The organism is Pseudomonas sp. HN8-3, from assembly GCF_020790195.1.
GTDB classification, from domain to species: Bacteria; Pseudomonadota; Gammaproteobacteria; order Pseudomonadales; family Pseudomonadaceae; genus Aquipseudomonas; species Aquipseudomonas synxantha_A.
Map to the genome: position 1 here is coordinate 1,566,976 of NZ_CP086206.1, position 21,949 is coordinate 1,588,924.

At 61.6% G+C, this 21,949-nt stretch carries 19 protein-coding genes; 10 read left to right on the forward strand and 9 right to left on the reverse strand.

Annotated features, from left to right (window positions below; all coding sequences use genetic code 11):
- Positions 1 to 12: 12 nt before the first annotated feature.
- From LJX92_RS07040 to LJX92_RS07055, 4 genes are all read right to left on the reverse strand, one after another.
- Entirely contained in the window at positions 13 to 1,263 is a 1,251-nt protein-coding gene (locus LJX92_RS07040) for an OprD family porin (protein WP_228309497.1), read from the reverse strand.
- Between the two features lie 183 nt (positions 1,264 to 1,446).
- Positions 1,447 to 2,904 carry an AdeC/AdeK/OprM family multidrug efflux complex outer membrane factor gene (gene adeC, locus LJX92_RS07045; RefSeq protein ID WP_032877316.1) on the reverse strand — a complete coding sequence of 486 codons (1,458 nt, stop codon included), beginning with the start codon at positions 2,902 to 2,904 and terminating at the stop codon, positions 1,447 to 1,449.
- The gene (locus tag LJX92_RS07050; RefSeq protein WP_032877315.1) at positions 2,901 to 6,062 is read right to left on the reverse strand and encodes an efflux RND transporter permease subunit; all 3,162 of its coding nucleotides are present in this window, start codon (positions 6,060 to 6,062) and stop codon (positions 2,901 to 2,903) included. The genes adeC and LJX92_RS07050 overlap by 4 nt, the downstream gene beginning before the upstream one ends.
- Before the next feature lie 3 nt (positions 6,063 to 6,065).
- Positions 6,066 to 7,214, reverse strand: coding sequence for an efflux RND transporter periplasmic adaptor subunit (locus LJX92_RS07055; protein ID WP_005785901.1), 1,149 nt, complete (start codon positions 7,212 to 7,214; stop codon positions 6,066 to 6,068).
- Between the two features lie 265 nt (positions 7,215 to 7,479).
- Here LJX92_RS07055 and LJX92_RS07060 point away from each other — a divergent pair, with 265 nt between their 5' ends.
- The gene (locus LJX92_RS07060; protein WP_005785903.1) at positions 7,480 to 8,112 is read left to right on the forward strand and encodes a TetR family transcriptional regulator; all 633 of its coding nucleotides are present in this window, start codon (positions 7,480 to 7,482) and stop codon (positions 8,110 to 8,112) included.
- A 301-nt stretch (positions 8,113 to 8,413) separates the two neighbouring features.
- Here LJX92_RS07060 and LJX92_RS07065 read toward each other — a convergent pair whose 3' ends face one another.
- The 3 genes from LJX92_RS07065 to LJX92_RS07075 are packed head-to-tail and all read right to left on the reverse strand — an operon-like array spanning position 8,414 to position 10,992.
- Positions 8,414 to 9,469, reverse strand: coding sequence for an alkene reductase (locus LJX92_RS07065; RefSeq protein WP_228309498.1), 1,056 nt, complete (start codon positions 9,467 to 9,469; stop codon positions 8,414 to 8,416).
- A 27-nt stretch (positions 9,470 to 9,496) separates the two neighbouring features.
- Positions 9,497 to 10,663, reverse strand: a complete 1,167-nt coding sequence (locus LJX92_RS07070) for an MFS transporter (RefSeq protein ID WP_005785906.1) — start codon at positions 10,661 to 10,663, stop codon at positions 9,497 to 9,499.
- A 14-nt stretch (positions 10,664 to 10,677) separates the two neighbouring features.
- On the reverse strand, positions 10,678 to 10,992 hold the full coding sequence (locus tag LJX92_RS07075) for an ArsR/SmtB family transcription factor (protein ID WP_032877312.1): 315 nt from the start codon (positions 10,990 to 10,992) through the stop codon (positions 10,678 to 10,680).
- Between the two features lie 155 nt (positions 10,993 to 11,147).
- Here LJX92_RS07075 and LJX92_RS07080 point away from each other — a divergent pair, with 155 nt between their 5' ends.
- Positions 11,148 to 11,732: an ACP phosphodiesterase gene (locus LJX92_RS07080; protein WP_005785909.1), complete on the forward strand. Its 585-nt coding sequence runs from the start codon at positions 11,148 to 11,150 to the stop codon at positions 11,730 to 11,732.
- A gap of 107 nt (positions 11,733 to 11,839) precedes the next feature.
- Here the strand turns inward: LJX92_RS07080 and LJX92_RS07085 are convergent, their stop codons facing one another.
- Positions 11,840 to 12,631 (reverse strand): lysophospholipid acyltransferase family protein, encoded by a 792-nt coding sequence (locus LJX92_RS07085; protein WP_228309499.1) that lies wholly within the window; start codon positions 12,629 to 12,631, stop codon positions 11,840 to 11,842.
- Positions 12,631 to 13,386: an L-ornithine N(alpha)-acyltransferase gene (gene olsB, locus LJX92_RS07090; RefSeq protein ID WP_044272710.1), complete on the reverse strand. Its 756-nt coding sequence runs from the start codon at positions 13,384 to 13,386 to the stop codon at positions 12,631 to 12,633. Before olsB ends, LJX92_RS07085 begins: the two co-directional genes overlap by 1 nt.
- Before the next feature lie 184 nt (positions 13,387 to 13,570).
- On the opposite strand from olsB, the gene LJX92_RS07095 reads away from it, so the two are divergent.
- From LJX92_RS07095 to LJX92_RS07130, 8 genes are all read left to right on the forward strand, one after another.
- The gene (locus LJX92_RS07095; protein WP_032877309.1) at positions 13,571 to 14,644 is read left to right on the forward strand and encodes a serine hydrolase domain-containing protein; all 1,074 of its coding nucleotides are present in this window, start codon (positions 13,571 to 13,573) and stop codon (positions 14,642 to 14,644) included.
- The gene (locus tag LJX92_RS07100) at positions 14,641 to 14,955 is read left to right on the forward strand and encodes a hypothetical protein (RefSeq protein WP_032877308.1); all 315 of its coding nucleotides are present in this window, start codon (positions 14,641 to 14,643) and stop codon (positions 14,953 to 14,955) included. Before LJX92_RS07095 ends, LJX92_RS07100 begins: the two co-directional genes overlap by 4 nt.
- A gap of 258 nt (positions 14,956 to 15,213) precedes the next feature.
- Complete coding sequence (locus LJX92_RS07105) at positions 15,214 to 16,389, forward strand: M20 aminoacylase family protein (RefSeq protein WP_005785919.1); 1,176 nt, start codon at positions 15,214 to 15,216, stop codon at positions 16,387 to 16,389.
- 60 nt (positions 16,390 to 16,449) lie between these two features.
- Positions 16,450 to 17,760, forward strand: a complete 1,311-nt coding sequence (locus tag LJX92_RS07110; protein ID WP_032877307.1) for a citrate-proton symporter — start codon at positions 16,450 to 16,452, stop codon at positions 17,758 to 17,760.
- Positions 17,757 to 19,199: an amidase gene (locus LJX92_RS07115; protein ID WP_228309500.1), complete on the forward strand. Its 1,443-nt coding sequence runs from the start codon at positions 17,757 to 17,759 to the stop codon at positions 19,197 to 19,199. The genes LJX92_RS07110 and LJX92_RS07115 overlap by 4 nt, the downstream gene beginning before the upstream one ends.
- A gap of 65 nt (positions 19,200 to 19,264) precedes the next feature.
- Positions 19,265 to 20,023 carry a helix-turn-helix domain-containing protein gene (locus LJX92_RS07120; RefSeq protein WP_078820513.1) on the forward strand — a complete coding sequence of 253 codons (759 nt, stop codon included), beginning with the start codon at positions 19,265 to 19,267 and terminating at the stop codon, positions 20,021 to 20,023.
- Between the two features lie 171 nt (positions 20,024 to 20,194).
- Entirely contained in the window at positions 20,195 to 20,776 is a 582-nt protein-coding gene (locus tag LJX92_RS07125) for a YceI family protein (protein WP_032877305.1), read from the forward strand.
- Between the two features lies 1 nt (position 20,777).
- Complete coding sequence (locus tag LJX92_RS07130) at positions 20,778 to 21,935, forward strand: phospholipase D-like domain-containing protein (RefSeq protein ID WP_005785930.1); 1,158 nt, start codon at positions 20,778 to 20,780, stop codon at positions 21,933 to 21,935.
- The last annotated feature ends 14 nt before the right edge of the window (positions 21,936 to 21,949 follow it).

Consider the following 21,949-nt stretch of genomic DNA (forward strand, 5'->3'; position numbering starts at 1 on the left):
TCCGGCGCCGGTTTACAGCAGACTGATGGGGTAGCTGACGATCAACCGGTTTTCGTCGAATTCGTTGTTGCTGTAGTCGCGGCGCATGCTCGAATTACGCCAGCGCACCGTGAGGTTTTTCAGGCCGCCGCTCTGCACGGTGTAGCCCACTTCACTTTCGCGGCCCCACTCCTTGCCGTCGGTGATAGTGCCGGTGTGCACGTTGCTGCCGCTGATATAGCGGTTCATCAGGGTCAGGCCAGGAATGCCCAGGGCGGCAAAGTTGTAGTCGTGGCGCACTTGCCAGGATTTTTCCTCGGCGTTGTCGTAACTGGAGTTATAGCTGTCGTTGGCCAGGGTGCCGCCACTGGTGCCGTTGACGCGCATCCAGGCGCTGTTGCCGGTGAGTTTTTGCAGGCCAACGTAGAAGGTATTGCCGCCGTACCTGGCAGAAAGCAAGCCGGACCAGGTTTTGTTGTCCAGGTTACCTGCGCGGGCGCTGCCGTCGTCCTTGCCGTAGAAGAACCCGAGGTTGGCGCCGAGGGTCCAGGCGCCGACAGGCTGGCTGTGGATCAGGTTGAGATACTGCTGGCTGTAGATGTCCTTGAGCTGGGCATTCCATACGCCGACCTGGGTGCGCTTGTCGTTGAATGCGTACTCGGCACCTTGGAAATTGAAACGGTCGGAAGTGAAGGCGGTTTTGCCGAACATCGACATGTCGCTCATGCTGCCGTCGTCACGCGGGCTGTTGGCGCGGAACTGGCCGCCATACAGGGTCAGGCCGTCGATTTCCTTCGAGGTGATCTGCCCGCCGCGCAGGGTCTGCGGCAGGGAGCGGCCGTCGTCGGAACGCAAGATCGGCAGCACCGGCATCCATTCGCCTACCTTCAGCTCTGTCTTGGAAAACCGCGCCTTGAACGCCACGCCCAGGCGCCCGAACTCATCCGCCGGACGGCCATCATGGTCCAGCGGCAGCAACTGGGTGCCGCCCGTGCCGCGCCCGCCATCAAGCTTGAGCGAGTACAGGCCCAGCACATCCACACCAAAACCCACGGTGCCTTGGGTAAAGCCGGACTTGGCGTCGAGGATGAAACTCTGCGTCCACTCCTGCGCGCCACCCTGGGCCTTGGTCGGGTTGGTGTAATTGCGGTTGAAGAAGAAGTTACGCAGGTTGAGGTTGGCGCTGGCATCTTCAAGAAAACCGTGTTCTTCGGCGATTGCAGGAACGACAAGACTGCCGACAGCGGCAGCCAGCAACAGCTGGCGCGGGTGAAAAGTGCTCATGGTGTTGGACCTGTTGTTATTGGGTTTATGCAGGTGGCGGCCATGGTGCGCGGCGGTATGGGGGCGATGAAAGTGGGGTAGGGCGGGTTGTGGGCGGTGATCGAACGCAAGTTGGCGAGGTAAAAAACCAGGCATAAAAAAACCGCTTCCGGTAAGGGAAGCGGTTTTCTTACACACGCGCTATCAGAACAACTTCAACGGCGGTGCTTGTTCTTTCAACGGCTCGTTCTTGGCGGTCTGCTCATTCCAGCCACCGCCGAGGGCCTTGTACAGGTTGACCTCGCTGGTCAGCTGCGCCAGGCGGTCGGTGATCAGCGATTGCTGGGCACTGAACAGTTGGCGCTGGGCGTCGAGGAAAGTCAGGTTGCTGTCGACACCAATGCGGTAGCGACGCTCGGCCAGGCGGTAGTAATCCTGGTTAGCCTCGACGAAGCCACGTTGGGCATCCAGTTGCTGCTTGTAGGTCTGACGCGCAGCGAGGCCGTCGGAGACTTCCTGGAAGCCGGTCTGGATGGCTTTCTCGTAGTTGGCCACGTTGATCTCTTTCTGGATCTTCGAGTAGTCCAGGCTTGCGCGCAGGCTACCGGCGTTGAAGATCGGGATGTTGATCTGCGGGGCAAACGCCCAGGTACCCGAACCGCCTTTGAACAGGCCGCCCAGTGTTGGGCTGGCGGTACCGGCACTGGCCGTCAGGCTGATGCTCGGGAAGAACGCCGCACGGGCCGCGCCGATATTGGCATTGGCAGCCTTGAGGTTGTACTCGGCCTGCACAATGTCGGGACGACGTTGCAGCAGGTCTGACGGCAAGCCGGCAGGCACTTCGCTGAGCAGGTCATCGGACAGCGGCTTGCTGGCGATATTCGCCGGCAGGCCGGTGCCCAGCAACAGGGTCAGGCTGTTTTCGTCCTGAGCCACCTGGCGCGTATAACGTGCCAGTTGCACCCGGGCGTTTTCCACCGAGGTGCGTGCCTGGCTGAGGTCCAGCGCCGACGCCACGCCGACTTCGTTGCTGCGCGAGGTGAGCTTGAAGCTCTGCTCGAACGCACCCAGGGTGTCCTGGGTCAGCTTGAGCAGTTCCTTGTCGGCCTGCCAGGTCAGGTAGGCATTGGCCACGCTGGCCACCAGGCTGATCTGGGTACTGCGCCGCGCTTCTTCAGTGGCGAAGTACTTCTGCAGCGCTTCTTCACTCAGGCTGCGCACGCGACCGAACAGGTCCAGCTCATAAGAGCTGATCCCCAGGCCCGCCGAGTACTGGCTGGCGATAGACGATTCGCCGGTCTGTGACAGCTTGGCCGGGGTGCGCGAACGGCTGCCGTTACCGGTGGCCGATACCGCCGGGAACAGGTCGGCACGCTGGATCTGGTACTGCGCTGCATAGGCGTCGATGTTCAGGGCCGCGACACGCAGGTCACGGTTGTTCACCAATGCGGTCTGGATCAGCTGTTGCAGGGCAGGGTCATGGAAAAACTGCTTCCAGCCCTGCTCGGCAGCGGCCTGGTTCGGCGCCTGGGCCGACGAATACGCCGGCCCCTGCGGGAACTGTGCGGCCACCGGCGCATCGGGGCGCTGATAGTCAGGTATCAGCGAGCAGCCACTGAGCACGAATGCCGTGACGGCTAGGGAAAGTAGCGACTTGCTCATTGGCCAGCCTCTTTAGGAGTTTCAGTAGTGTCTTTCTTTTTGCGTTCGCCGGCCGAGGACACGGTTGCGTAGAACAGTGGCACCCAGAAAATGGCAAGCACAGTGGCGGTGATCATACCGCCGATCACGCCGGTACCGATCGCGTGCTGGCTGCCTGAGCCGGCACCGCTGGAAATCGCCAGCGGCAGTACGCCGAGCACGAACGCCATGGACGTCATGATGATCGGGCGCAGACGCATACGGGACGCTTCGATAGCCGCCTCGACGATGCCTTTGCCTTGCTCGTGCAGCTCTTTGGCGAATTCCACGATCAGGATGGCGTTTTTCGCCGCCAGGCCCACCGTCACCAGCAAGCCCACCTGGAAGAACACGTCGTTGGACAAGCCCCGCATACTGGTAGCGATCAGTGCACCGATCACACCCAGTGGCACAACCAGAATCACCGCGATCGGGATCGACCAGCTTTCGTACAGTGCCGCCAGGCACAGGAACACCACCAGCAGCGACAATGCGTACAGGGCTGGCGCCTGGGAGCCGGACAGGCGTTCTTCGTACGACAGGCCGGTCCAGGCATAGCCGACACCGGCCGGCAGTTCTTTGGCAATGCGTTCGACTTCGGCCATCGCGTCACCGGTACTGTAGCCTGGTGCCGGGGTACCGAGGATTTCCATCGCCGCTACACCGTTGTATCGCGAAAGCTTGGGCGAACCGTAGATCCACTGGCCCGACGAGATGGCCGACAGCGGCACCATTTTTCCGTCGCCGCTGCGTACGTACCATTTGTCCAGGTCTTCCGGCGACATGCGGCTGGCGGCGTCACCTTGCACATACACCTTCTTCACACGACCACGGTCGATGAAGTCGTTGATGTAGCTGCCACCCAAGGCAATGGCCAGGGTCTGCTGGATATCGGCAAGGCTGATGCCCTGGGCACTGGCTTTCTCGTCGTCGACGGTCAGCTCGTACTGCGGTTCATCGTTCACGCCGTTGGGACGTACGCCCGCCAGCACCTTGCTTTGCGCCGCCGCACCGAGGAACTGGTTACGGGCAGCCATCAGCTTGTCGTGGCCCACGCCACCCTGGTCTTGCAGGAACACGTCGAAACCGGTGGCGTTACCCAATTCCAGAACCGAAGGCGGCACGATGGCAAATACCATGGCGTCCTTGAAGGCCCCGAAGAAGTAACCCTGGGCACGCTTGGCCACTTCGAATACCGATTGGGTCGAGTCACGCTCGTCCCACGGCTTGAGCATCACGAACGCAAGGCCCGAGCTCTGGCCACGGCCGGCGAAGTTGAAGCCGTTTACGGTAAACACCGAGTTCACCGACTTGCCTTCGCCAGGCTCGCCTTCCTTGTCGTTCAGCAGGAAGGCACGCATATCGTCGACGACTTTTTGCGTACGCTCAGCCGAAGCACCGACTGGTGTCTGCACCTGGGCGAAGATCACACCCTGGTCTTCCTCTGGCAGGAACGCGCTTGGAATACGGGTGAACATCCAGATCATGCCGGCCAGAATCAGCACATACACCAGAAACGCCGGGATCTTGTGCTTGATCATGTTGCCCACGCCGCGCTCGTACTTGAGTACGCCGCTGTCGAAGGTGCGGTTGAACCAGCCAAAGAAGCCGCGCTTGGGCTGGCCGTGCTTTTCCGGATCGATCGGCTTGAGCATGGTGGCGCACAAGGCCGGGGTGAAGATCAGGGCAACCAGTACCGACAACGCCATCGCCGAAACAATGGTGATGGAGAACTGGCGGTAGATCACACCGGTGGAGCCACCGAAGAACGCCATCGGCAGCAGTACCGCCGACAGTACCAGGGCAATACCCACCAGGGCGCCCTGGATCTGGCCCATGGACTTGATCGTCGCTTCTTTGGGCGACAGATGCTCCTCGGCCATTACTCGTTCGACGTTTTCCACTACCACGATGGCATCGTCCACCAGCAAGCCGATGGCCAGGATCATGCCGAACATGGTCAGGGTATTGATGGTGAAGCCGCACGCAGCCAGGATCCCGAAGGTACCCAGCAATACCACCGGTACGGTCATGGTGGTGATGATGGTGGCGCGGAAGTTCTGCAGGAACAGGAACATCACCAGGAACACCAGCACGATCGCTTCGACCAGGGTGTGAACCACGCCGGAAATCGACTCGGTCACTACCGGCGTAGTGTCATAGGGCACCACCGCCTTCATGCCTGGCGGGAAGAACGGTTCCAGAGACTTCACTGTTTCGCGGATGGCCTTGCCGGTGTCCAGTGCGTTGGCACCGGCCGCCAGCTTGATCGCCATACCCGAAGCCGGCTTGCCGTTGAACTGTGCACTGATGCTGTAGTTCTGGCCGCCCAGTTCGATACGCGCGACGTCACCCAGGCGAACCTGGGAGCCGTCGGTGTTCACCTTCATCAGGATCTTGGCGAATTCCTCTGTGCTTTGCAGGCGCGTCTTGCCGATGATGGTGGCGTTCAGTTGGGTGCCGGGCAGCGCAGGCAGGCCGCCCAGTTGGCCGGTGGCCACCTGCACGTTCTGGGCCTTGATGGCATTGCTGACGTCCACTGGCGTGAGCTGGTAATTGTTCAGTTTGGCCGGGTCGAGCCAGATACGCATGGCGTACTGCGAACCGAACACCTGGAAGTCACCCACCCCCGCGGTACGGGAGATCGGGTCCTGGATGTTGGACACGATGTAGTTGGAGAGGTCGTCCTTGGTCATGCTGCCGTCTTCCGACACCAGACCGATCACCATCAGGAAGTTCTTCACCGACTTGGTCACGCGGATACCCTGTTGCTGCACTTCTTGCGGCAGCAGCGGGGTGGCCAGGTTCAGCTTGTTCTGTACCTGAACCTGAGCGATATCCGGGTTGGTACCCTGATTGAAAGTCACGGTGATGGTCATGCTGCCGTCGGAGTTACTGTCCGAGGAGACATAACGCAGGTTGTCGATACCGTTGAGCTGTTGCTCGATGACCTGCACCACGGTGTCCTGCACGGTTTGTGCGGAAGCGCCTGGGTAGGTCACCTGGATATCAATGGCCGTTGGCGCAATGGCCGGGTATTGGTTGATGGGCAACTTCAGGATCGAGAGTGCCCCGACCAGCATGATCACCAGGGCAATTACCCAGGCGAAAATGGGGCGGTCGATAAAAAATTTCGACATGGATTACTCCCCTTGACCAGCGGCGGCAGCAGGCGCTGCAGCAGTACCGGCGGGTTTAGCGTTGGCAGCTTCCGTGACCTTCACCTCGGCGCCCGGCTTGACGTATTGCAAGCCTTCGGTGATGACGCGGTCACCGGCATTGAGGCCTTTTTCCACCAGCCAGTAGGCACCCGCGGTACGGTTGGCAACCAGTTCGCGTTGCTCGACCTTGTTGTCCTTGTTCACGATCAGCGCCGTCGGAATGCCGCGCAGGTCACGGGTCACGCCTTGCTGCGGAGCCAGGATGGCCTTGCTGTTCACGCCGGCCAGCAACTGGGCGTGCACGAACATGCCCGGCAGCAGCACGTGGTCAGGGTTGGGGAACACGGCACGCAGGGTCACGGAACCGGTGGTCTGGTCGACCGACACTTCGGAGAATTCCAGCTTGCCGTCCTGGGCGTAAGGCGTGCCGTCTTCCAGGGTCAGCTTGACCTTGGCGGCGTTTTCGCCGGCCTTCTCCAGCTGGCCGCTTTCCAGGTCGCGGCGCAGTTTCAGCATTTCAGCCGAGGACTGCGTGACGTCGACGTAGATCGGGTCCAGTTGCTGAATCACGGCCATGGCATCGGCCTGGCCATTGCTGACCAGTGCGCCTTCGGTCACCGAAGAACGACCAATGCGCCCGGAGATCGGTGCAAACACTTTGGTGTAGCGCACGTTGATCTGGGCGGTTTGAACGTTTGCTTCGGCGGTCATGCGGTTGGCGACGGCGGTGTCGTATTCCTGACGGCTGACGGCCTGTTCATCGACCAACTGCTTGTAGCGGTCGCTGATGGACTTGGTCTGGGACAGGCTGGCTTGTGCGCTTTTCAGGGTGGCGTCATACACCGACGGGTCGATCTGGTAGAGCTGTTGCCCTTCCTTCACGTCGGCGCCTTCCTTGAACAGGCGCTTGAGAATGATGCCGTTGACCTGAGGCCGCACTTCCGCGATGCGAAAGGCCGTGGTGCGGCCTGGCAGCTCGGTGGTCAGGGTATAGGCTTGCGGTTGAATGGTGACCACGCCGACCTGAGGGGTTTGAGCGGGCGGTGCCGCTTCTTCCTTTTTACATCCGCTGAGCAGCGATGCCAGGGCGACGGCAGTGACCAGAGCGGTAACAGCTGGCTTAAGTTGCATGAAGATCCTCGGGTCAGGCGCGCAGAGTGCGCACAAGAAGTGTGGAAGGGTAAAAAACAAGCCGTGAGTGGATAAGTAGCTTGCTACGCAATATACTTACGTTCATGGTTGTTTGTAAACTCTTGACAGGCTTGGCGCATTGTTGACAAAGCACTGCCGCAAGCCTCGATTCTAGTACGTTCGGTGCCCATGACGGCGTCGTCCCATAATTATTCAGATGATGGTCAAGTACCATCCACAGTGTCCCGATTGAGGTTTTACTGCCATGGTTCGTCGCACCAAAGAGGAAGCTCAGGAAACGCGCAGCCAGATTCTCCAAGCCGCCGAGCAAGCCTTTTATGAACGCGGCGTCGCGCGGACCACCCTGGCGGACATCGCCACGCTGGCAGGGGTGACGCGCGGGGCTATCTACTGGCACTTCAGCAACAAGTCCGACTTGCTTCAGGCACTGCTCGACACGTTGCACGAGCCCCTGGACGAACTGGCGCGGGCCAGTGAAAGCGAGGACGAAGCCGACCCGCTGGGCTGTATGCGCAAGCTGCTGATTCATCTCTACCATGAAGTGGCCCTGGACCCGAAAACCCGGCGCATCAACGAGATTCTGTTTCATAAGTGCGAGTTCACCGATGAAATGTGTGACATGCGCCGCCAACGCCAGACCCACACCCTTGAGTGCAACCTGCGCATCGGCTTGACGTTGCGTAACGCGGTCCATCGCGGGCAACTTCCAGCCACGCTGGATACCACCCGCGGCGCCGTGTGTATTCATGCCTTTATCCACGGCTTGATCGGCCAGTGGCTGCTGGTGCCTGACAGTTTTCAATTGCATCAGGACGCCGAGCGCTGGGCTGATATAGGGCTGGACATGCTGCGCCTGAGCCCCAGCCTGCGCAATTGAGACAAAATGCGTAATTGCGACCAGTTGTGTCAACAGTAAAGCCTAAGGATCGTCAATCGTCCTTCTGCCTGATTTGTGGGGTGACGTTATATACGGGCTGGCGGGCCGTTGATAGGTAGCCGACTAAGTATTTTGTAGCGATATTGTTGCCGTTCTGTGAAGCAATGTTTCCGCAGGCGCTACAAACAGGCAAATGTGGGAGGGGGCTTGCCCCCGATTGCGGTGTATCAGTCACTGATGTGTTGACTGAAGCACTGCTATCGGGGGCAAGCCCCCTCCCACATTGGTTTTGCGGATCAGGTTAGATCGGCAGCGTCGGATAGTCGATATAACCCACCGGGCCTTTGCCATAGAAGGTTTCCGGGTGCGGCTCATTCAGCGCTGCATCCGCCTTCAAGCGCGCCGGCAGGTCCGGGTTGGCGATGAAAGGAATACCGAAGGCCACCGCATCCGCTTTGCCCGCCGCCAGCCAGGCGTTGGCGCTGTCTTTGGTGAAACGTTCGTTGGCGATGTAGACGCCGCCGAAGGCTTTTTTCAGTTGTGGGCCGAGGCTGTCCGCGCCTTCTTTTTCACGGGAGCAGATGAAGGCGATGCCACGCTTGCCCAGTTCGCTGGCGACGTAGGTAAAGGTTTCGGCCAGATTGGCGTCGCCCATGTCGTGCGCATCGCCACGCGGTGCCAGATGCACGCCCACGCGGCCGGCGCCCCACACTTCAATGGCGGCGTCGGTGACTTCCAGCAGCAGGCGCGCACGGTTTTCCAGGGAGCCGCCGTATTGGTCGGTGCGCTGGTTGGTGCTGCTTTGCAGGAACTGGTCGAGCAGGTAGCCGTTGGCGCCGTGGATTTCCACGCCGTCAAAGCCTGCGGCCTTGGCGTTTTCGGCGCCCACGCGGTAAGCGTCGACGATGTCGGCGATTTCAGCGGTTTCCAGGGCGCGCGGGGTAGGGTAGTCGGCCAGTGGGCGCACCAGGCTGACGTGGCCTTTGGCCTGGATCGCGCTGGGGGCCACCGGGGTTTCGCCGTCCAGGTACGACTCGTGGGAAATGCGGCCCACATGCCACAGTTGCAGGAAGATCTTGCCGCCCGCGCCATGCACGGCCTTGGTGATGTTGGCCCAGCCGCGCACCTGGTCGTTGGACCAGATGCCCGGCGTGTCCGGGTAGCCCACGCCCATGGGCGTCACGGAGGTGGCTTCGCTGAGGATCAGCCCGGCGGATGCGCGCTGCACGTAATACTCGGCCATCAGCGCGTTGGGCACGCGGCCGGCATCGGCACGGCAGCGGGTCAGTGGCGCCATGATGATGCGGTTCGACAGTTCCAGGTCGCCCAGTGTGATCGGATCGAAAATAGTCGTCATGGGAAAACACCTTTGTCTTTAAGTTGATCAGTTGGTCGCGGGGGCCAAGTCGGCATCGCCGCTCTGGCGGAAGGTAATCAGGGTCACCAGCAGCGCGAGAATCGCCAGTGCTGCTGCGGCCAGGGGCACGCTGGTCAGGCCGAAGCCGTGGGCAATCACGCTGCCACCGACCCAGGCGCCGAGGGCGTTACCGATGTTGAAGGCACCGATGTTCAGGGTGGACACCAGGTTGGGGGCGGCCTTGCCGAAGGTCACCACGTTGATCTGCAGCGCTGGTACGGCGGCAAACGAGGCGGTGGCCCACAGGAACAGGGTGATTTCGGTCGGTATCAGTGCAACGCTGGTCCAGCTCAATACCGTGGAAACCACCGCCATGCTGATGAACACGCCGATCAGGGTGGCCGCCAGGCGTTTGTCGGCCAGCTTGCCGCCGATGATGTTGCCCACCGTGAGGCCCAGGCCGATCAACAGCAGGGTCCAGGTCACGCCTTTGGGCGACACGCCGGTCACATCGCCCAGCAGCGGGGCTACGTAGGTAAAGAGGGTGAACATGGAGGCGGCGAACAGCGCCGTCATGCTCAGCGACAACCAGATACCCGCGCCTTTGAGGGCAGCGAGTTCGGCGCGCATGTCGAGTTTTTCTTCGTCACGCTTGGCCGGCAGGAAGCGGATCAGGCCGATCAAGGCGATCACGCCAATCACGGTCACTGCCCAAAAGGTCGAGCGCCAGCCAGCTTCCTGACCCAGTGCAGTGCCCAACGGCACGCCGAGCACGTTGGCCAGGGTCAAACCGGTGAACATCAAGGCCACCGCAGAAGCGCGTTTATTGGCCGGCACCAGGTTGGCCGCCACCACGGAACCGATCCCGAAGAAGGCACCGTGGCACAGCGCCGTGACGACGCGGGCAAACATCAGCACGTTGTAGTCACTGGCCAAGGCGCAGAGGAGGTTGCCGACAATAAAGATGCCCATCAACGCTACCAGAGCGGCCTTGCGTGGCAGCCTGGCGGTGGCCAGTGCCATGAAGGGCGCGCCGATGGCCACGCCCAAGGCGTAGCCGGTGACCAGCCAGCCGGCGCCGGGAATCGACACACCCAGGTCCGCCGCGACATCGGGCAGCAGCCCCATGATGACGAACTCGGTGGTGCCGATGGCGAAGGCGCTCAGGGCCAGTATGAGGAGCGAGAGGGGCATTTGCGTTTCCTTGGTTATTGCGGTGCGCTGAGTTCGGTTATGAGCGCCGTGAGAAAGGCTTGGATCGTCTCCTCATTGCGTTTGAAAAAGTGCCATTGCCCGGCCTTCTGGCTGCTGATCAATCCCGCCCGTTGCAAGGTTGCCAGGTGCGCCGACACGGTCGACTGGGACAGGCCGCAGCGCTGGTCGATCTGCCCGGCGCAGATGCCGTATTCGTGGTTGTGCAGTTGCTCGGGGAATTGCACTTTCGGGTCTTTGAGCCAGGTGAGGATGTCTCGTCGTACTGGGTGCGCCAGGGCTTTTATTATTTCGTCGAGGTCGATGGACATGGCAGGGTGCTCGGTGTCGTAAAGCGTTATATCGCGATGAGGCGAACTTTAAATCGTCATATCCCGATATACCAATATGATTTTGATCTGAGGCCAAAGCGAATCGGTATATCGGGTTATAACGATATGGGTGCGGCAGTGATAGACTGCGCGCCATGAATTATCTCGCACATCTGCACCTGGGCGGCCAACTTCCTGCGCAACTGCTGGGCAGCCTGTATGGCGACTTCGTCAAAGGCCGCCTGCAGGGCCAGTTCAGCCCGCAAATCGAAGCAGCGATCCAGTTGCACCGTTCGATTGACCGGTTTACCGATAGCCACCCGTTGGTGGGCGAGGCGTTGTCGCGCTTCAGCCTGACCCGCAGGCGCTATGCCGGGATCGTGCTCGATGTGTTTTTCGATCATTGCCTGGCGCGGGATTGGGCGCTGTATGCCGATCAGCCTCTGGAGCGCTTCACCGCGCAGGTGTACCGCGTGCTGGCCGCAGAACCCGCGTTGCCGGGGCGGCTGGCGCAGATTGCGCCATATATGGCGGCGGATGACTGGCTGGGTTCGTATCGCGAGTTCGCGGTGATGGAGCAGGTGCTGCGTGGAATTTCGCGGCGGCTGACTGACCCGCAGGCACTCGGATTTGCGATGCACGAGTTGCGCGAGCTTTATAAGCCGTTAAGTGAAGATTTCCGGGTGTTCTATCCCCAATTGCAGAGATTTGCGCAGATCCAACTGACCACCGATGTCTAAATGTGGGAGGGGGCTTGCTCCCGATTGCGGTGTGTCAGTCACTGTCTATGTTGACTGAACAACTGCTATCGGGAGCAAGCCCCCTCCCACATATGACTGTGCCCGCTTTATGCCGCGAACGCAGGTCGAGCAGCCACTTGCTCAGCTTCCGGCACCGGGCCAAACAACGCCTTTTGCACCGCCTGCTGCGCCTGATACGCCAGTGCCGCGCGTTCCTGCCCGGCGCAGGCAATCGGCTTGAGCAGATGAATCTGCACATCGCCCTGGTCGTTGGAAAACAAGCGCATCAAGTGCGAGAGCAAATCGTCATCGCCAATGAACGGCGCCAGCGGATCAACCCCACCGTCACGCAGATAACGAATCGCCACCGGTTGCAGCGACACATCCGCATCGATTGCACTGGCCAGCAAACGCCCGTGAAAAGTACGCAAGCTGCGCCCGTCGGTAGTGGTGCCCTCGGGGAACATCAGCAGCGGGTTCTGTTGCTCCAGATGGCGGGTCATCTGTTTGCGGATCAACTGGCTGTCACCCGCGCCACGACGAATGAACAGACTGCCGGCCTTGGCCGCCAGCCAGCCGGCTACCGGCCAGGTGCGGACTTCGGCCTTGGACAAAAACGACAGCGGCGTGACCATGCCCAGCAGTGGAATGTCGGTCCAGGACACGTGATTGCTCACCCACAGCATCGGCGCTTGCGGCAACTCGCCGTGCACCGTTACGCGAAAGGGCAGGGCGTTGCTCAACCGCGCCATAAAGAACCGCGACCAACGCTGGCGCCGCACCATCGAATTGGCCACGCCCAGACGTTCGAACAGGCCAAACACACTGGCCATGCTCAAGCCCAGCGCCACCACCAACAGCACGCGGGCGATGCGCCCGTAGATGCGCAGGCGGTTCATCACATCGCCGCCTTGAAGTGGCGCGCGTAGCGCGGGCACAACTCATCGCGCTTGAGCAGGATGAACACATCGGCCACCTGGAAGTCTTCATCCCAGCACGGCTCGCCGCAGATCTTCGCGCCCAGGCGCATATAAGCTTTGAGCAGCGGTGGCATTTCGGCGATGACGTTGGACGGCAAGTCCAGGGCCGGCAGTGGCTTTTTCGGCTCGGCGCGCAGGTGTTCGTTGCACAGGTAGCGCTCGCGCAAGCGCTGCATGATTGCGTGGGCCTGAATGCCGCCATCGTGCATCGGGATGCTCGCGCAACCCATCAGGTAGCTGTAGCCGCCTTGATTGAGCACTTCGGCCAGCTCGCCCCAGAGCACCGCGATGGTGCCGCCGTTGCGATAGGCGGGGTCGACGCAGGTGCGGCCGATTTCCAGGATCGGGCCCTGCAAGTGCAGCAAGCCGTGCAGGCTGAATTCTTCTTCGCTGTAGAACCGGCCCAAAGTGCTGGCGGCCTGGTGGTCGAGCAGACGGGTGGTGGCGACGAGTCGACCGCTGTTCAAATCCCGCACGCCGATGTGGCTGCAGTGAACATCATAGTCATCCATGTCCAGGCCCAGTTCCGCGCCTTTCAGCTTGGCGTTGAACTCGCCGCTGAACACGTTGAACCGCAGGGCCTGGGCTTCCTGCAAGGCCTTGGCGCCCACCAGGCGTTCGGCTTGCAGACGGCGTTCATTGCCTTTGTCGCTGATGCGGGCGATCTGAGTCATAGCGAGTCTCCGGGTGCCGGCCAGGTTGCGGCCAGTCGACTTTGTTGTCCAAAGTCAGGCTATGTAGCCTCGGTGTCATCTCCATGAACTTACGGTGACGGTTGGGTGACAGCCCCCGTGTAGCAAATCTGTCATTGGCCTGCGCTAGGCTCGCGGGCTTGAATGCCCCCTTGAGTTCGTGCCCATGGTCCGAGGCCTGCTGTGCGTTATTGTGCTTTTAGTCACCGCTACCGTCCGCGCTGAAACCTGGCCCGAAAAAGAATGGGCCACGGGCACGTCACTTGAAGGTCCTGCTGTCGATGCCCTGAACGCCTATGCTTTCCCAACCCGTGACGACACCACCCGCAAAGGCATTCGTACCGACGCGCTGCTGGTCATTCGTGACGGCGAAATCATCTACGAACGCTACGCCGCGCCAACCACCGCCAGCACGCCGCACCTGACCTGGTCGGTGAGCAAAAGCCTGATGGCCACTGTGCTCGGCGTGGCCTACGGCGAAAACCGTTTCAAGCTCACCGACCCGGCCGCACGTTTTTACCCGCCAATGAAGCAACACCCCAAGGTGAGCATGGCCGACTTGCTCCATTGGGCTTCGGGGCTGGATTGGCAGGAGGACTATGAATACGCCCCGTTGAAGTCTTCTGTTGTGGCGATGCTCTATACCCGTGGGCGTGACGATATGGCGCAATTTGCCGCCGATACCGAAGCCGCCGCCGAGCCCGGCCAGGCGTTCCGTTATTCCAGTGGCGACAGCAATATTCTGTCCGCTGCGCTTAAAGGGATGCTCGGCCACCAGGCGTACATGAGCTATCCGTGGGATGCGCTGTTCAAGCCATTGGGCATTCGCAACGCGACGTGGGAAACCGATGCCGACGAAACCTTTGTTGCCTCGTCCTACGCCTACCTCACTGCTCGCGATCTGGCGCGGGTCGGGCTGCTGATGGCACGGGATGGGCGCTGGGGTGAGCAACAGTTGCTGCCCAAAGAGTGGGTGGCTTTCAATCGGCGGCCTTTCGACAAATACAAAGCCGGCCAGGATGAAGCGGTACCGGGCGGCCACTGGTGGCTCAACAAGGGTACGCCCCAACCCTGGCCCGACGCGCCGACCGACACCTTCGCTGCGCTGGGGCACTGGGGCCAGGCACTGTTTGTACTGCCCGACGAGCACTTGGTGATCGTGCGCTACGGCGATGACCGCGATGGCAGCTACCGCCACAACGAACTGCTCAAGCGCGTGCTGGCGGCGGTGCGGTCATGATTCGTCGTCGGCCATTTACCAGCCTGCTGCTACTGCTGTTGCTGGCCCTATTGGGTTGGGTATGGCACGAGCGCGTCAACCTGCAAGCCTTCCCCGACATCATCGCGGCGTACACGGCCAAGGAGTATTGCTCGTGTCGGTATGTGGAGAACAACCCGGCGCAGTATTGCCGTGGGTATGTGAAGCAGTACGTGCCGACCAGTGCGTTGATCGACACGCCGGAGCGCAGTGAAGTGACGGCGAGTGGGTTGGGGCGTACGCATACGGCGCGGTGGTTGGGCGACCGTCAAGGCTGCCGCCTCAACCCCTGACACACCCAAATTCCCCTGTGGGAGCTGGCTTGCCTGCGATAGCGTCAGGTCAGCCAACATCACTGGTGCCTGTGCCGCCGTCATCGCAGGCAAGCCAGCTCCCACATTTAGATTATCTGCGTGGGTTCTCGGAAAAAGAACCGGCCCTGAGGTTCCACAGGGTGGAACCACCTTTGATTGTCCTCACGCCCACATCGCGCTTAGCTGTCGATGTGTCGCCAACAAGAACGGGACCACCCGCCTGTGAGGAGAATCACCATGCGCCCACACCAGCACATTCTGGATTGGCTCAGCGATGTCGCCAGCGACTTGCACGCTGTGCGCCACGATATCCACGCCCATCCCGAACTCGGCTTTGAAGAGAACCGCACCTCAGCGCTGGTCGCGCAGTCCCTGCGGGATTGGGGGTATGAGGTGCATACCGGCATCGGCAAGACCGGTGTGGTCGGGGTGCTGCGCAATGGCAGCAGTTCGCGCACGCTGGGTATTCGTGCCGATATGGACGCCTTGCCCATCATCGAAAACACCGGTGCGGCCTACACCAGCCAGCACGCCGGTTGCATGCACGCCTGCGGGCATGACGGCCACACCACCATGCTGCTCGGCGCTGCCCGCTACCTGGCGGCGACCCGGCAATTCGACGGCACCCTGAATCTGATTTTCCAACCCGCCGAAGAAGGCCAGGGCGGTGCCGAGGCGATGTTGGCGGATGGTTTGCTGGAGCGCTTCCCGTGTGACGGCCTGTTCGGCATGCACAATATGCCGGGCTTGCCGGCGGGGCATTTGGGATTAAGAGTTGGCCCGATGATGGCGTCCCAGGACTTGCTCACTGTCACCCTTGAAGGCGTCGGCGGCCATGGTTCCATGCCGCACCTCACGGTCGATCCACTGGTGGCTGCAGCGAGTATGGTCATGGCCTTGCAGACGGTAGTAGCGCGCAATATCGATACCCAGGAAGCCGCCGTGGTTACGGTCGGTGCGCTGCAAGCCGGCCAGGCCGCCAACGTGATTCCCCAGCAAGCCTTGCTGCGCCTGAGCCTGCGTGCACTCAACCCCAAGGTGCGCGAACAGATGCTGGAGCGGGTCAACGCGATCATCAACACCCAGGCCGCCAGCTTCGGCTGCACCGTGCAGATCGAGCACCGCCCGGCCTACCCGGTGCTGGTCAACCATGGCGAAGAAACCGAATTCGCTCGCCAGGTCGGTGTGGCCTTGCTCGGCGCCGATGCGGTGGACGGCAACACTCGCACGCTGATGGGCAGTGAAGACTTCGCCTGGATGCTGCAACGCTGCCCCGGCAGTTACCTGTTTATCGGCAACGGCGTGTCGCGGCCGATGGTGCATAACCCCGCCTATGACTTCAACGACGACATCCTGCTGACCGGCGCCGCCTATTGGGGCGCGTTGGCCGAGAGCTGGCTCAAGCCTGCCTGACGACCGCACTTTTTTCTGCCGCTGGACCCTTTCCCTTATCGGTTGAATGGAGTGCTCCTCATGCAGACTTTAAAACCAGGCGTCTCGCGCACCCGCCAAGTGGTGGCCGCCGTGATCGGCAATGCACTGGAATGGTATGACTTCATCGTCTACGGCTTTCTCGCCAGCATCATCGCCCGGCAGTTTTTCCCGTCGGAGGATGAATACGCTTCGCTGCTGATGGCCCTGGCCACCTTTGGCGTGGGCTTTTTCATGCGGCCGGTGGGCGGGATCCTGTTGGGTATCTACGCCGACCGCAAAGGCCGCAAAGCCGCGATGCAATTGATTATTCGGCTGATGACCGTGTCTATCGCGCTGATCGCCTTCGCCCCCAACTACGCCGCCATCGGTATGGGCGCGCCGTTGCTGATTGTGGTGGCGCGGATGCTTCAGGGGTTTGCCACGGGCGGTGAATATGCCAGCGCCACGGCGTTTCTGGTGGAGAGCGCACCGGCCCATCGCAAGGGGTTGTATGGTTCCTGGCAATTGGTGGGGCAGTGCCTGGCGGTGTTTGGTGGTGCGGCGATGGTGGCGCTGGTCACGCACTTCTTCTCCCCCGAAACCCTCGACCTGTGGGGCTGGCGCCTGCCGTTTGTGCTGGGCTTGCTGATCGGCCCGGTGGGGTTGTGGATCCGGCGGCACATGGAGGACCCGGAAGAGTTTATCCAGGCGCGTAAAAACGCCACCGGCCCGGCACCGAGCCTGATGCAGGTGCTGCGTGAGCATCGGCGCAGCATCCTGGTGTCCATGGGCCTGGCGTGCGGGGCGACGGTGTCGTTCTATGTGGTGTTGGTGAACATGCCGACCTTCGCCCACAAGAATCTCGGCCTGCCGTTGGACCAGGTGCTGATGGTGCAGATGTTTGCGGTGGCGCTGATGACTGTGGTGATTCCGTTGTCCGGCCTGCTCTCGGATCGTTTGGGGCGGCGACCGGTGTTGATGGCCTTCACCCTGGCGTTCTTCGTGATGGTCTACCCGTTGTATGTATGGGTGGCTGCCGCGCCGTCCATCGAGCGTTTGCTGGTGATGCAGGTGATGCTGTGCACGGCCATTGGCGGGTTCTTCGGCCCGGCGCCGACGGCGTTGGCTGAACAGTTTCCCATCGAGGTGCGCTCGACCGGCGTGTCGGTGGCCTATAACGTGGCGGTGATGGTGTTCGGCGGTTTTGCGCCGTTGATCGTTACTTGGCTGAGCAAGGTGCTGGGCACGCCGGTGGCGCCGTCGTTCTACGTATTGTTCGCGTGCGTGCTGACGCTGCTCGGCACTTATTGCATGCGCGAGGCACCACGAGCGAGCAAACCGCTGCCGTTTTCCAGAGAGGTGAAGCCTTGAGTATTGTCGATTGGGATGCCACGCAACTGTCGCAGGCGATCCATGGGCGGCAGGTATCGTGCGAAGAGGTGATGCAGACGTACCTGGCGCAGATCCAGCGTTTCAACCCCCGTGTGAATGCGCTGGTGTCGTTGCGCGACAGCGAGGTTGTGCTGGCCGAGGCTAGGGCCTGCGACCGTGAGCTGTACCAGGGTCAATCCCGCGGTTGGATGCATGGCATGCCCCAGGCCATCAAAGATCTGGCGGCGACCCAAGGTTTGCGTACCACCTTGGGCTCACCGTTGTTTGCCGAGCACGTGCCCAGCGAAGACGCCATCAGCGTGGCGCGGGTGCGCGCCAGTGGCGCGATCATCATCGGCAAGACCAACGTGCCGGAGTTTGGCCTGGGGTCCCACACCTACAACACGCTGTTCGGCACCACCGGCAATGCCTATGACCCACGCCTGACGGCCGGCGGCAGCAGCGGCGGGGCAGCGGTGGCCCTCGCGTTGCGGATGTTGCCGGTGGCCGATGGCAGCGACATGATGGGCTCGCTGCGCAACCCGGCGGCGTTCAATAACGTGTTCGGCTTGCGCCCGTCCCAGGGCCGCGTGCCCCACGGGCCGATGCCGGAGCTGTTTGTGCAGCAACTGGGCACCGAAGGCCCGATGGGGCGCAGTGTCACGGATGTAGCGCGGCTGCTGAGCATCCAGGCCGGTTACGACCCCCGTGTGCCCTTGTCATCCCAGGACGATCCCGCGATGCTGGGCCAGTCGTTACAGCGCGACTTCAAAGGCACGCGCCTGGGTTGGCTGGGTGACTACAACGGTTATCTGCCGATGCAAGACGGCGTGCTGAGCCTGTGCGAGGCGGCACTCGATGATTTCACCCAGCTGGGCTGCGAGGTGCAAAGCTGCCAGCCGGACTTTTCCCTGGCGCGCCTGTGGCGTTGCTGGCTGGTACACCGCCATTGGCTGGTGCACGGCAACCTCGGCGCGGCCTACGCCAACCCGCGAAAACGCGCATTGCTCAAGCCCGAAGCGCAATGGGAAGTGGAGGGCGGCCAGGGCCTGAGTGCCCAGCAGGTGTACCAGGCGTCGGTGGATCGCAGCGAGTGGTATCGGGCCCTGGCCAAGTTGTTTGAACGTTACGATTTTCTGCTGTTGCCCACCGCCCAAGTGTTCCCTTTCGATGCACAACAGCCTTGGCCACGCCTCGTTGGCGGGCGCGAAATGGACACCTATCACCGCTGGATGGAAGTGGTGATCGGCCCGACACTCGCCGGTTTGCCGAGCATGAGCATCCCGGTGGGCTTCAACCCCCAAGGGCTGCCCATGGGCCTGCAAGTCATCGGCCCGGCCCAGGCCGACCGAGCCGTGCTGCAACTGGCATTTGCCCATGAACAGCTGACTCAATGGGTGCAACGCCGGCCGCCGGCGTGCATTGCCACCACCACCTGACCTGCGACCGGGCCTGTATCTTGCTGTGTAAAACAGATCATCCACCAGCAACAGGGAGATCGAACATGGAGACAGGCACGGTACGCTCGGTTGAGCGCGCACTGGCAATCGTCGAGTTGCTGGGCGAGCACCAGGCCCTTGGGCTGGAAGAACTGCACTACCTTACGCGGCTGCCCAAGGCCACGGTGTCGCGCATGTTACTGACCTTGCAGGATCAGGGCTGGGTCTACCGCGGCCTGAGCGATCGGCGTTACCGCCTGCGCGCTCGGCGTTTGTTCGGTGATACCCAGCAACGCTTCAAGCGCCAGGTGGTGGAAAGCGCGGCGCCCTGGTTATTGGAGCTCAGCGAGCGCACGGGGTTGGTGGTGGACTTGTCGTGTTTCGACGGCGAGCGCCTGGAAGTCATGGAAAGCGCGATTCCCAGCGTGTTGCGCAAGCTCTACCCGAACAACTGCCAGATCGTCGGTCAGTACGCCAGCCTGTTTCACTCGGCGATGGGCAAGGCATGCCTGACGCAGTTGCCCCTTGATGAAGTGCAGCGGCTGGCGTGTCGCGATCGTGTGGCCGCCGATGAGCAAAGCCATGCTTGCGAGCAAACCCAGCACCAGGGGTTCGGCCAGCGTACCGAGGGCTATTGGGAATACCCGGTGCGTTTGCCCTTCCTGATTCGGGCGGTGGCGTTGCCGGTGCACGCCAATGGCCGGTTGGTGGGGAGCATGGCGTTGCATTGGCCCATGCATCAGGCGCCGGTGGAGCGGGTGTTGAATTTGCATATGGCCAGCCTTGAACAGGCGGTGTGCGAAGTTCAGCGAACGCTGGATTAAAAACACCGCAAAACCCTGTGGGAGCTGGCTTGCCTGCGATGGCGATGTATCAGTCAACCATTTCTCGCCTGGCACACCGCCATCGCAGGCAAGCCAGCTCCCACAATGGATTTGCGCCGTTCGTGAGATTGCGCTTAATGTTCGCCCAGGTTTTTTGCCCCATGAGTCTTTATGTTCAATGTCAAACCTCTGGTCTTCGCCCTGCTGACCTGCGCCACCGTGCCTGCCCACGCCGATTGGTACCTGGATAACGAATCCTCGCGCCTGTCTTTCGTCACCACCAAAAACACAGAGGTTGCTGAAGTCCACCGCTTCCTGGTGCTGCACGGCAAAGTCGATGCCAAAGGCGCGGCGCAGTTGCAAGTGGAGATGGAGTCGATCAACAGCGGCATCCCGCTGCGCGATGAGCGCATGCGCAAAGAGCTGTTCCAGATCAAGGCCTTTCCCGACGCATTGATCAGCGCACAGATCAATCTGCAACCGATCAACGACCTGGCGTCCGGCGCGCAACTGGAGTTGCGCCTGCCGCTGAGCGTCACCCTGCACGGCAAGACCCAGACCTACAGCGCCGAATTGCTTGCCACGCGCCTGGATGAGCGACGTTTCCAGGTGGTGACCCTGGAGCCTGTGGTGTTGCACGCCGAGGACTTCGATCTGGCGCCGGGTGTGGCGGCGTTGCGCAAGGCGGCGGGGCTCAAGTCGATCAGTTTGTCGGTGCCGGTGGGTGCGGTACTGATCTTCACGGCGCGCTGACATGAGTGGCGCAGTGTTCCCGTGGCGCAGCGCCAATCAATTCGAACTGCTGATCGACGGGCCGAGTTTCTTCCCGCAGATGCTGGTGGGCATCGCCCGGGCCGAGCAGCAGGTGGATCTTGAGCTGTATCTGGTCGAAGCCGGCGCCTGTGCCGACGCGATGGTGCAGGCGCTGGTGCTGGCCGCCGAACGTGGGGTGCAGGTGCGCTGCTTGTTCGATGACTACGGCAGCCTGGCGTTTACCCTTGGGCTGCGCAAGCGCTTGACCGACGCCGGCGTGGAGCTGCGTTTTTACAACCGCCTGAATTGGCGGCGCTGGATGCGCAACCTGTATCGCGACCACCGCAAGCTGCTGCTGATCGACCAGCGCGTTGCCGTGGTCGGTGGTACGGGCGTCACCGATGAGTTCTGGACGCCGGGGCAAGACAGCGCCGATTGGCATGAAGTGATGGTGCAGATCAGCGGCCCGCTGGTACTGGACTGGCAGGCCCTGTTCGACCGGCAATGGCACGCTAACGCCGCGCGCCGTGAATGGAAACCGGCGACCCATTTCGGTTTGCCGCGCTTGCCGAAAGTGCCAGCGACGGGCCCTGGGCTTGGTCGCGTGGCGTACGCCGACGCTCGTCAGCACCGCGATATCCTGCAGTCGTTGATTCGCGCGTTGAACAGCAGCAAAGGGCGTATCTGGCTGGCGACTCCCTATTTTCTGCCGACCTGGAGCGTGCGTCGTGCCTTGCGCCGGGCGGCAGGGCGCGGGGTGGATGTGCGTTTGCTGCTCACCGGGCCCCGTACCGATCACCCGTCAGTACGCTACGCCGGCCATCGTTATTACCCGCGTCTGCTGCGTGCAGGCGTGCAGATTTTTGAATACCAGCCGTGCTTTTTGCACCTGAAGATGGTGCTGGTGGACGATTGGGTCAGCATTGGCTCGTGCAATTTCGACCACTGGAATTTGCGCTTCAACCTGGAAGCCAACCTCGAAGCGTTGGACCCGGGATTGACGGCGGCGGTGGTGGGCAGTTTCGAAGCGGATTTTGCCCAAAGCCAGGTGGTGAGCCTGGAGGCCTGGAAGGCGCGGCCGTTGTGGAAGCGGGTGAAGCAGCGGGTGTGGGGGTGGATTGATCGGTTGGTGGTCAATCTGCTCGACCGGCGCGGCTAACAAGAACAATGAGG

What these genes read in the sequence shown, in the direction of transcription:
- LJX92_RS07040 (WP_228309497.1), bottom strand. Translation starts at nt 1,263, where the DNA reads ATGAGCACTTTTCACCCGCGCCAGCTGTTGCTGGCTGCCGCTGTCGGC.
- adeC (WP_032877316.1), bottom strand. Translation starts at nt 2,904, where the DNA reads ATGAGCAAGTCGCTACTTTCCCTAGCCGTCACGGCATTCGTGCTCAGT.
- LJX92_RS07050 (WP_032877315.1), bottom strand. Translation starts at nt 6,062, where the DNA reads ATGTCGAAATTTTTTATCGACCGCCCCATTTTCGCCTGGGTAATTGCC.
- LJX92_RS07055 (WP_005785901.1), bottom strand. Translation starts at nt 7,214, where the DNA reads ATGCAACTTAAGCCAGCTGTTACCGCTCTGGTCACTGCCGTCGCCCTG.
- LJX92_RS07060 (WP_005785903.1), top strand. Translation starts at nt 7,480, where the DNA reads ATGGTTCGTCGCACCAAAGAGGAAGCTCAGGAAACGCGCAGCCAGATT.
- LJX92_RS07065 (WP_228309498.1), bottom strand. Translation starts at nt 9,469, where the DNA reads ATGACGACTATTTTCGATCCGATCACACTGGGCGACCTGGAACTGTCG.
- LJX92_RS07070 (WP_005785906.1), bottom strand. Translation starts at nt 10,663, where the DNA reads ATGCCCCTCTCGCTCCTCATACTGGCCCTGAGCGCCTTCGCCATCGGC.
- LJX92_RS07075 (WP_032877312.1), bottom strand. Translation starts at nt 10,992, where the DNA reads ATGTCCATCGACCTCGACGAAATAATAAAAGCCCTGGCGCACCCAGTA.
- LJX92_RS07080 (WP_005785909.1), top strand. Translation starts at nt 11,148, where the DNA reads ATGAATTATCTCGCACATCTGCACCTGGGCGGCCAACTTCCTGCGCAA.
- LJX92_RS07085 (WP_228309499.1), bottom strand. Translation starts at nt 12,631, where the DNA reads ATGAACCGCCTGCGCATCTACGGGCGCATCGCCCGCGTGCTGTTGGTG.
- olsB (WP_044272710.1), bottom strand. Translation starts at nt 13,386, where the DNA reads ATGACTCAGATCGCCCGCATCAGCGACAAAGGCAATGAACGCCGTCTG.
- LJX92_RS07095 (WP_032877309.1), top strand. Translation starts at nt 13,571, where the DNA reads ATGGTCCGAGGCCTGCTGTGCGTTATTGTGCTTTTAGTCACCGCTACC.
- LJX92_RS07100 (WP_032877308.1), top strand. Translation starts at nt 14,641, where the DNA reads ATGATTCGTCGTCGGCCATTTACCAGCCTGCTGCTACTGCTGTTGCTG.
- LJX92_RS07105 (WP_005785919.1), top strand. Translation starts at nt 15,214, where the DNA reads ATGCGCCCACACCAGCACATTCTGGATTGGCTCAGCGATGTCGCCAGC.
- LJX92_RS07110 (WP_032877307.1), top strand. Translation starts at nt 16,450, where the DNA reads ATGCAGACTTTAAAACCAGGCGTCTCGCGCACCCGCCAAGTGGTGGCC.
- LJX92_RS07120 (WP_078820513.1), top strand. Translation starts at nt 19,265, where the DNA reads ATGGAGACAGGCACGGTACGCTCGGTTGAGCGCGCACTGGCAATCGTC.
- LJX92_RS07125 (WP_032877305.1), top strand. Translation starts at nt 20,195, where the DNA reads ATGTTCAATGTCAAACCTCTGGTCTTCGCCCTGCTGACCTGCGCCACC.
- LJX92_RS07130 (WP_005785930.1), top strand. Translation starts at nt 20,778, where the DNA reads ATGAGTGGCGCAGTGTTCCCGTGGCGCAGCGCCAATCAATTCGAACTG.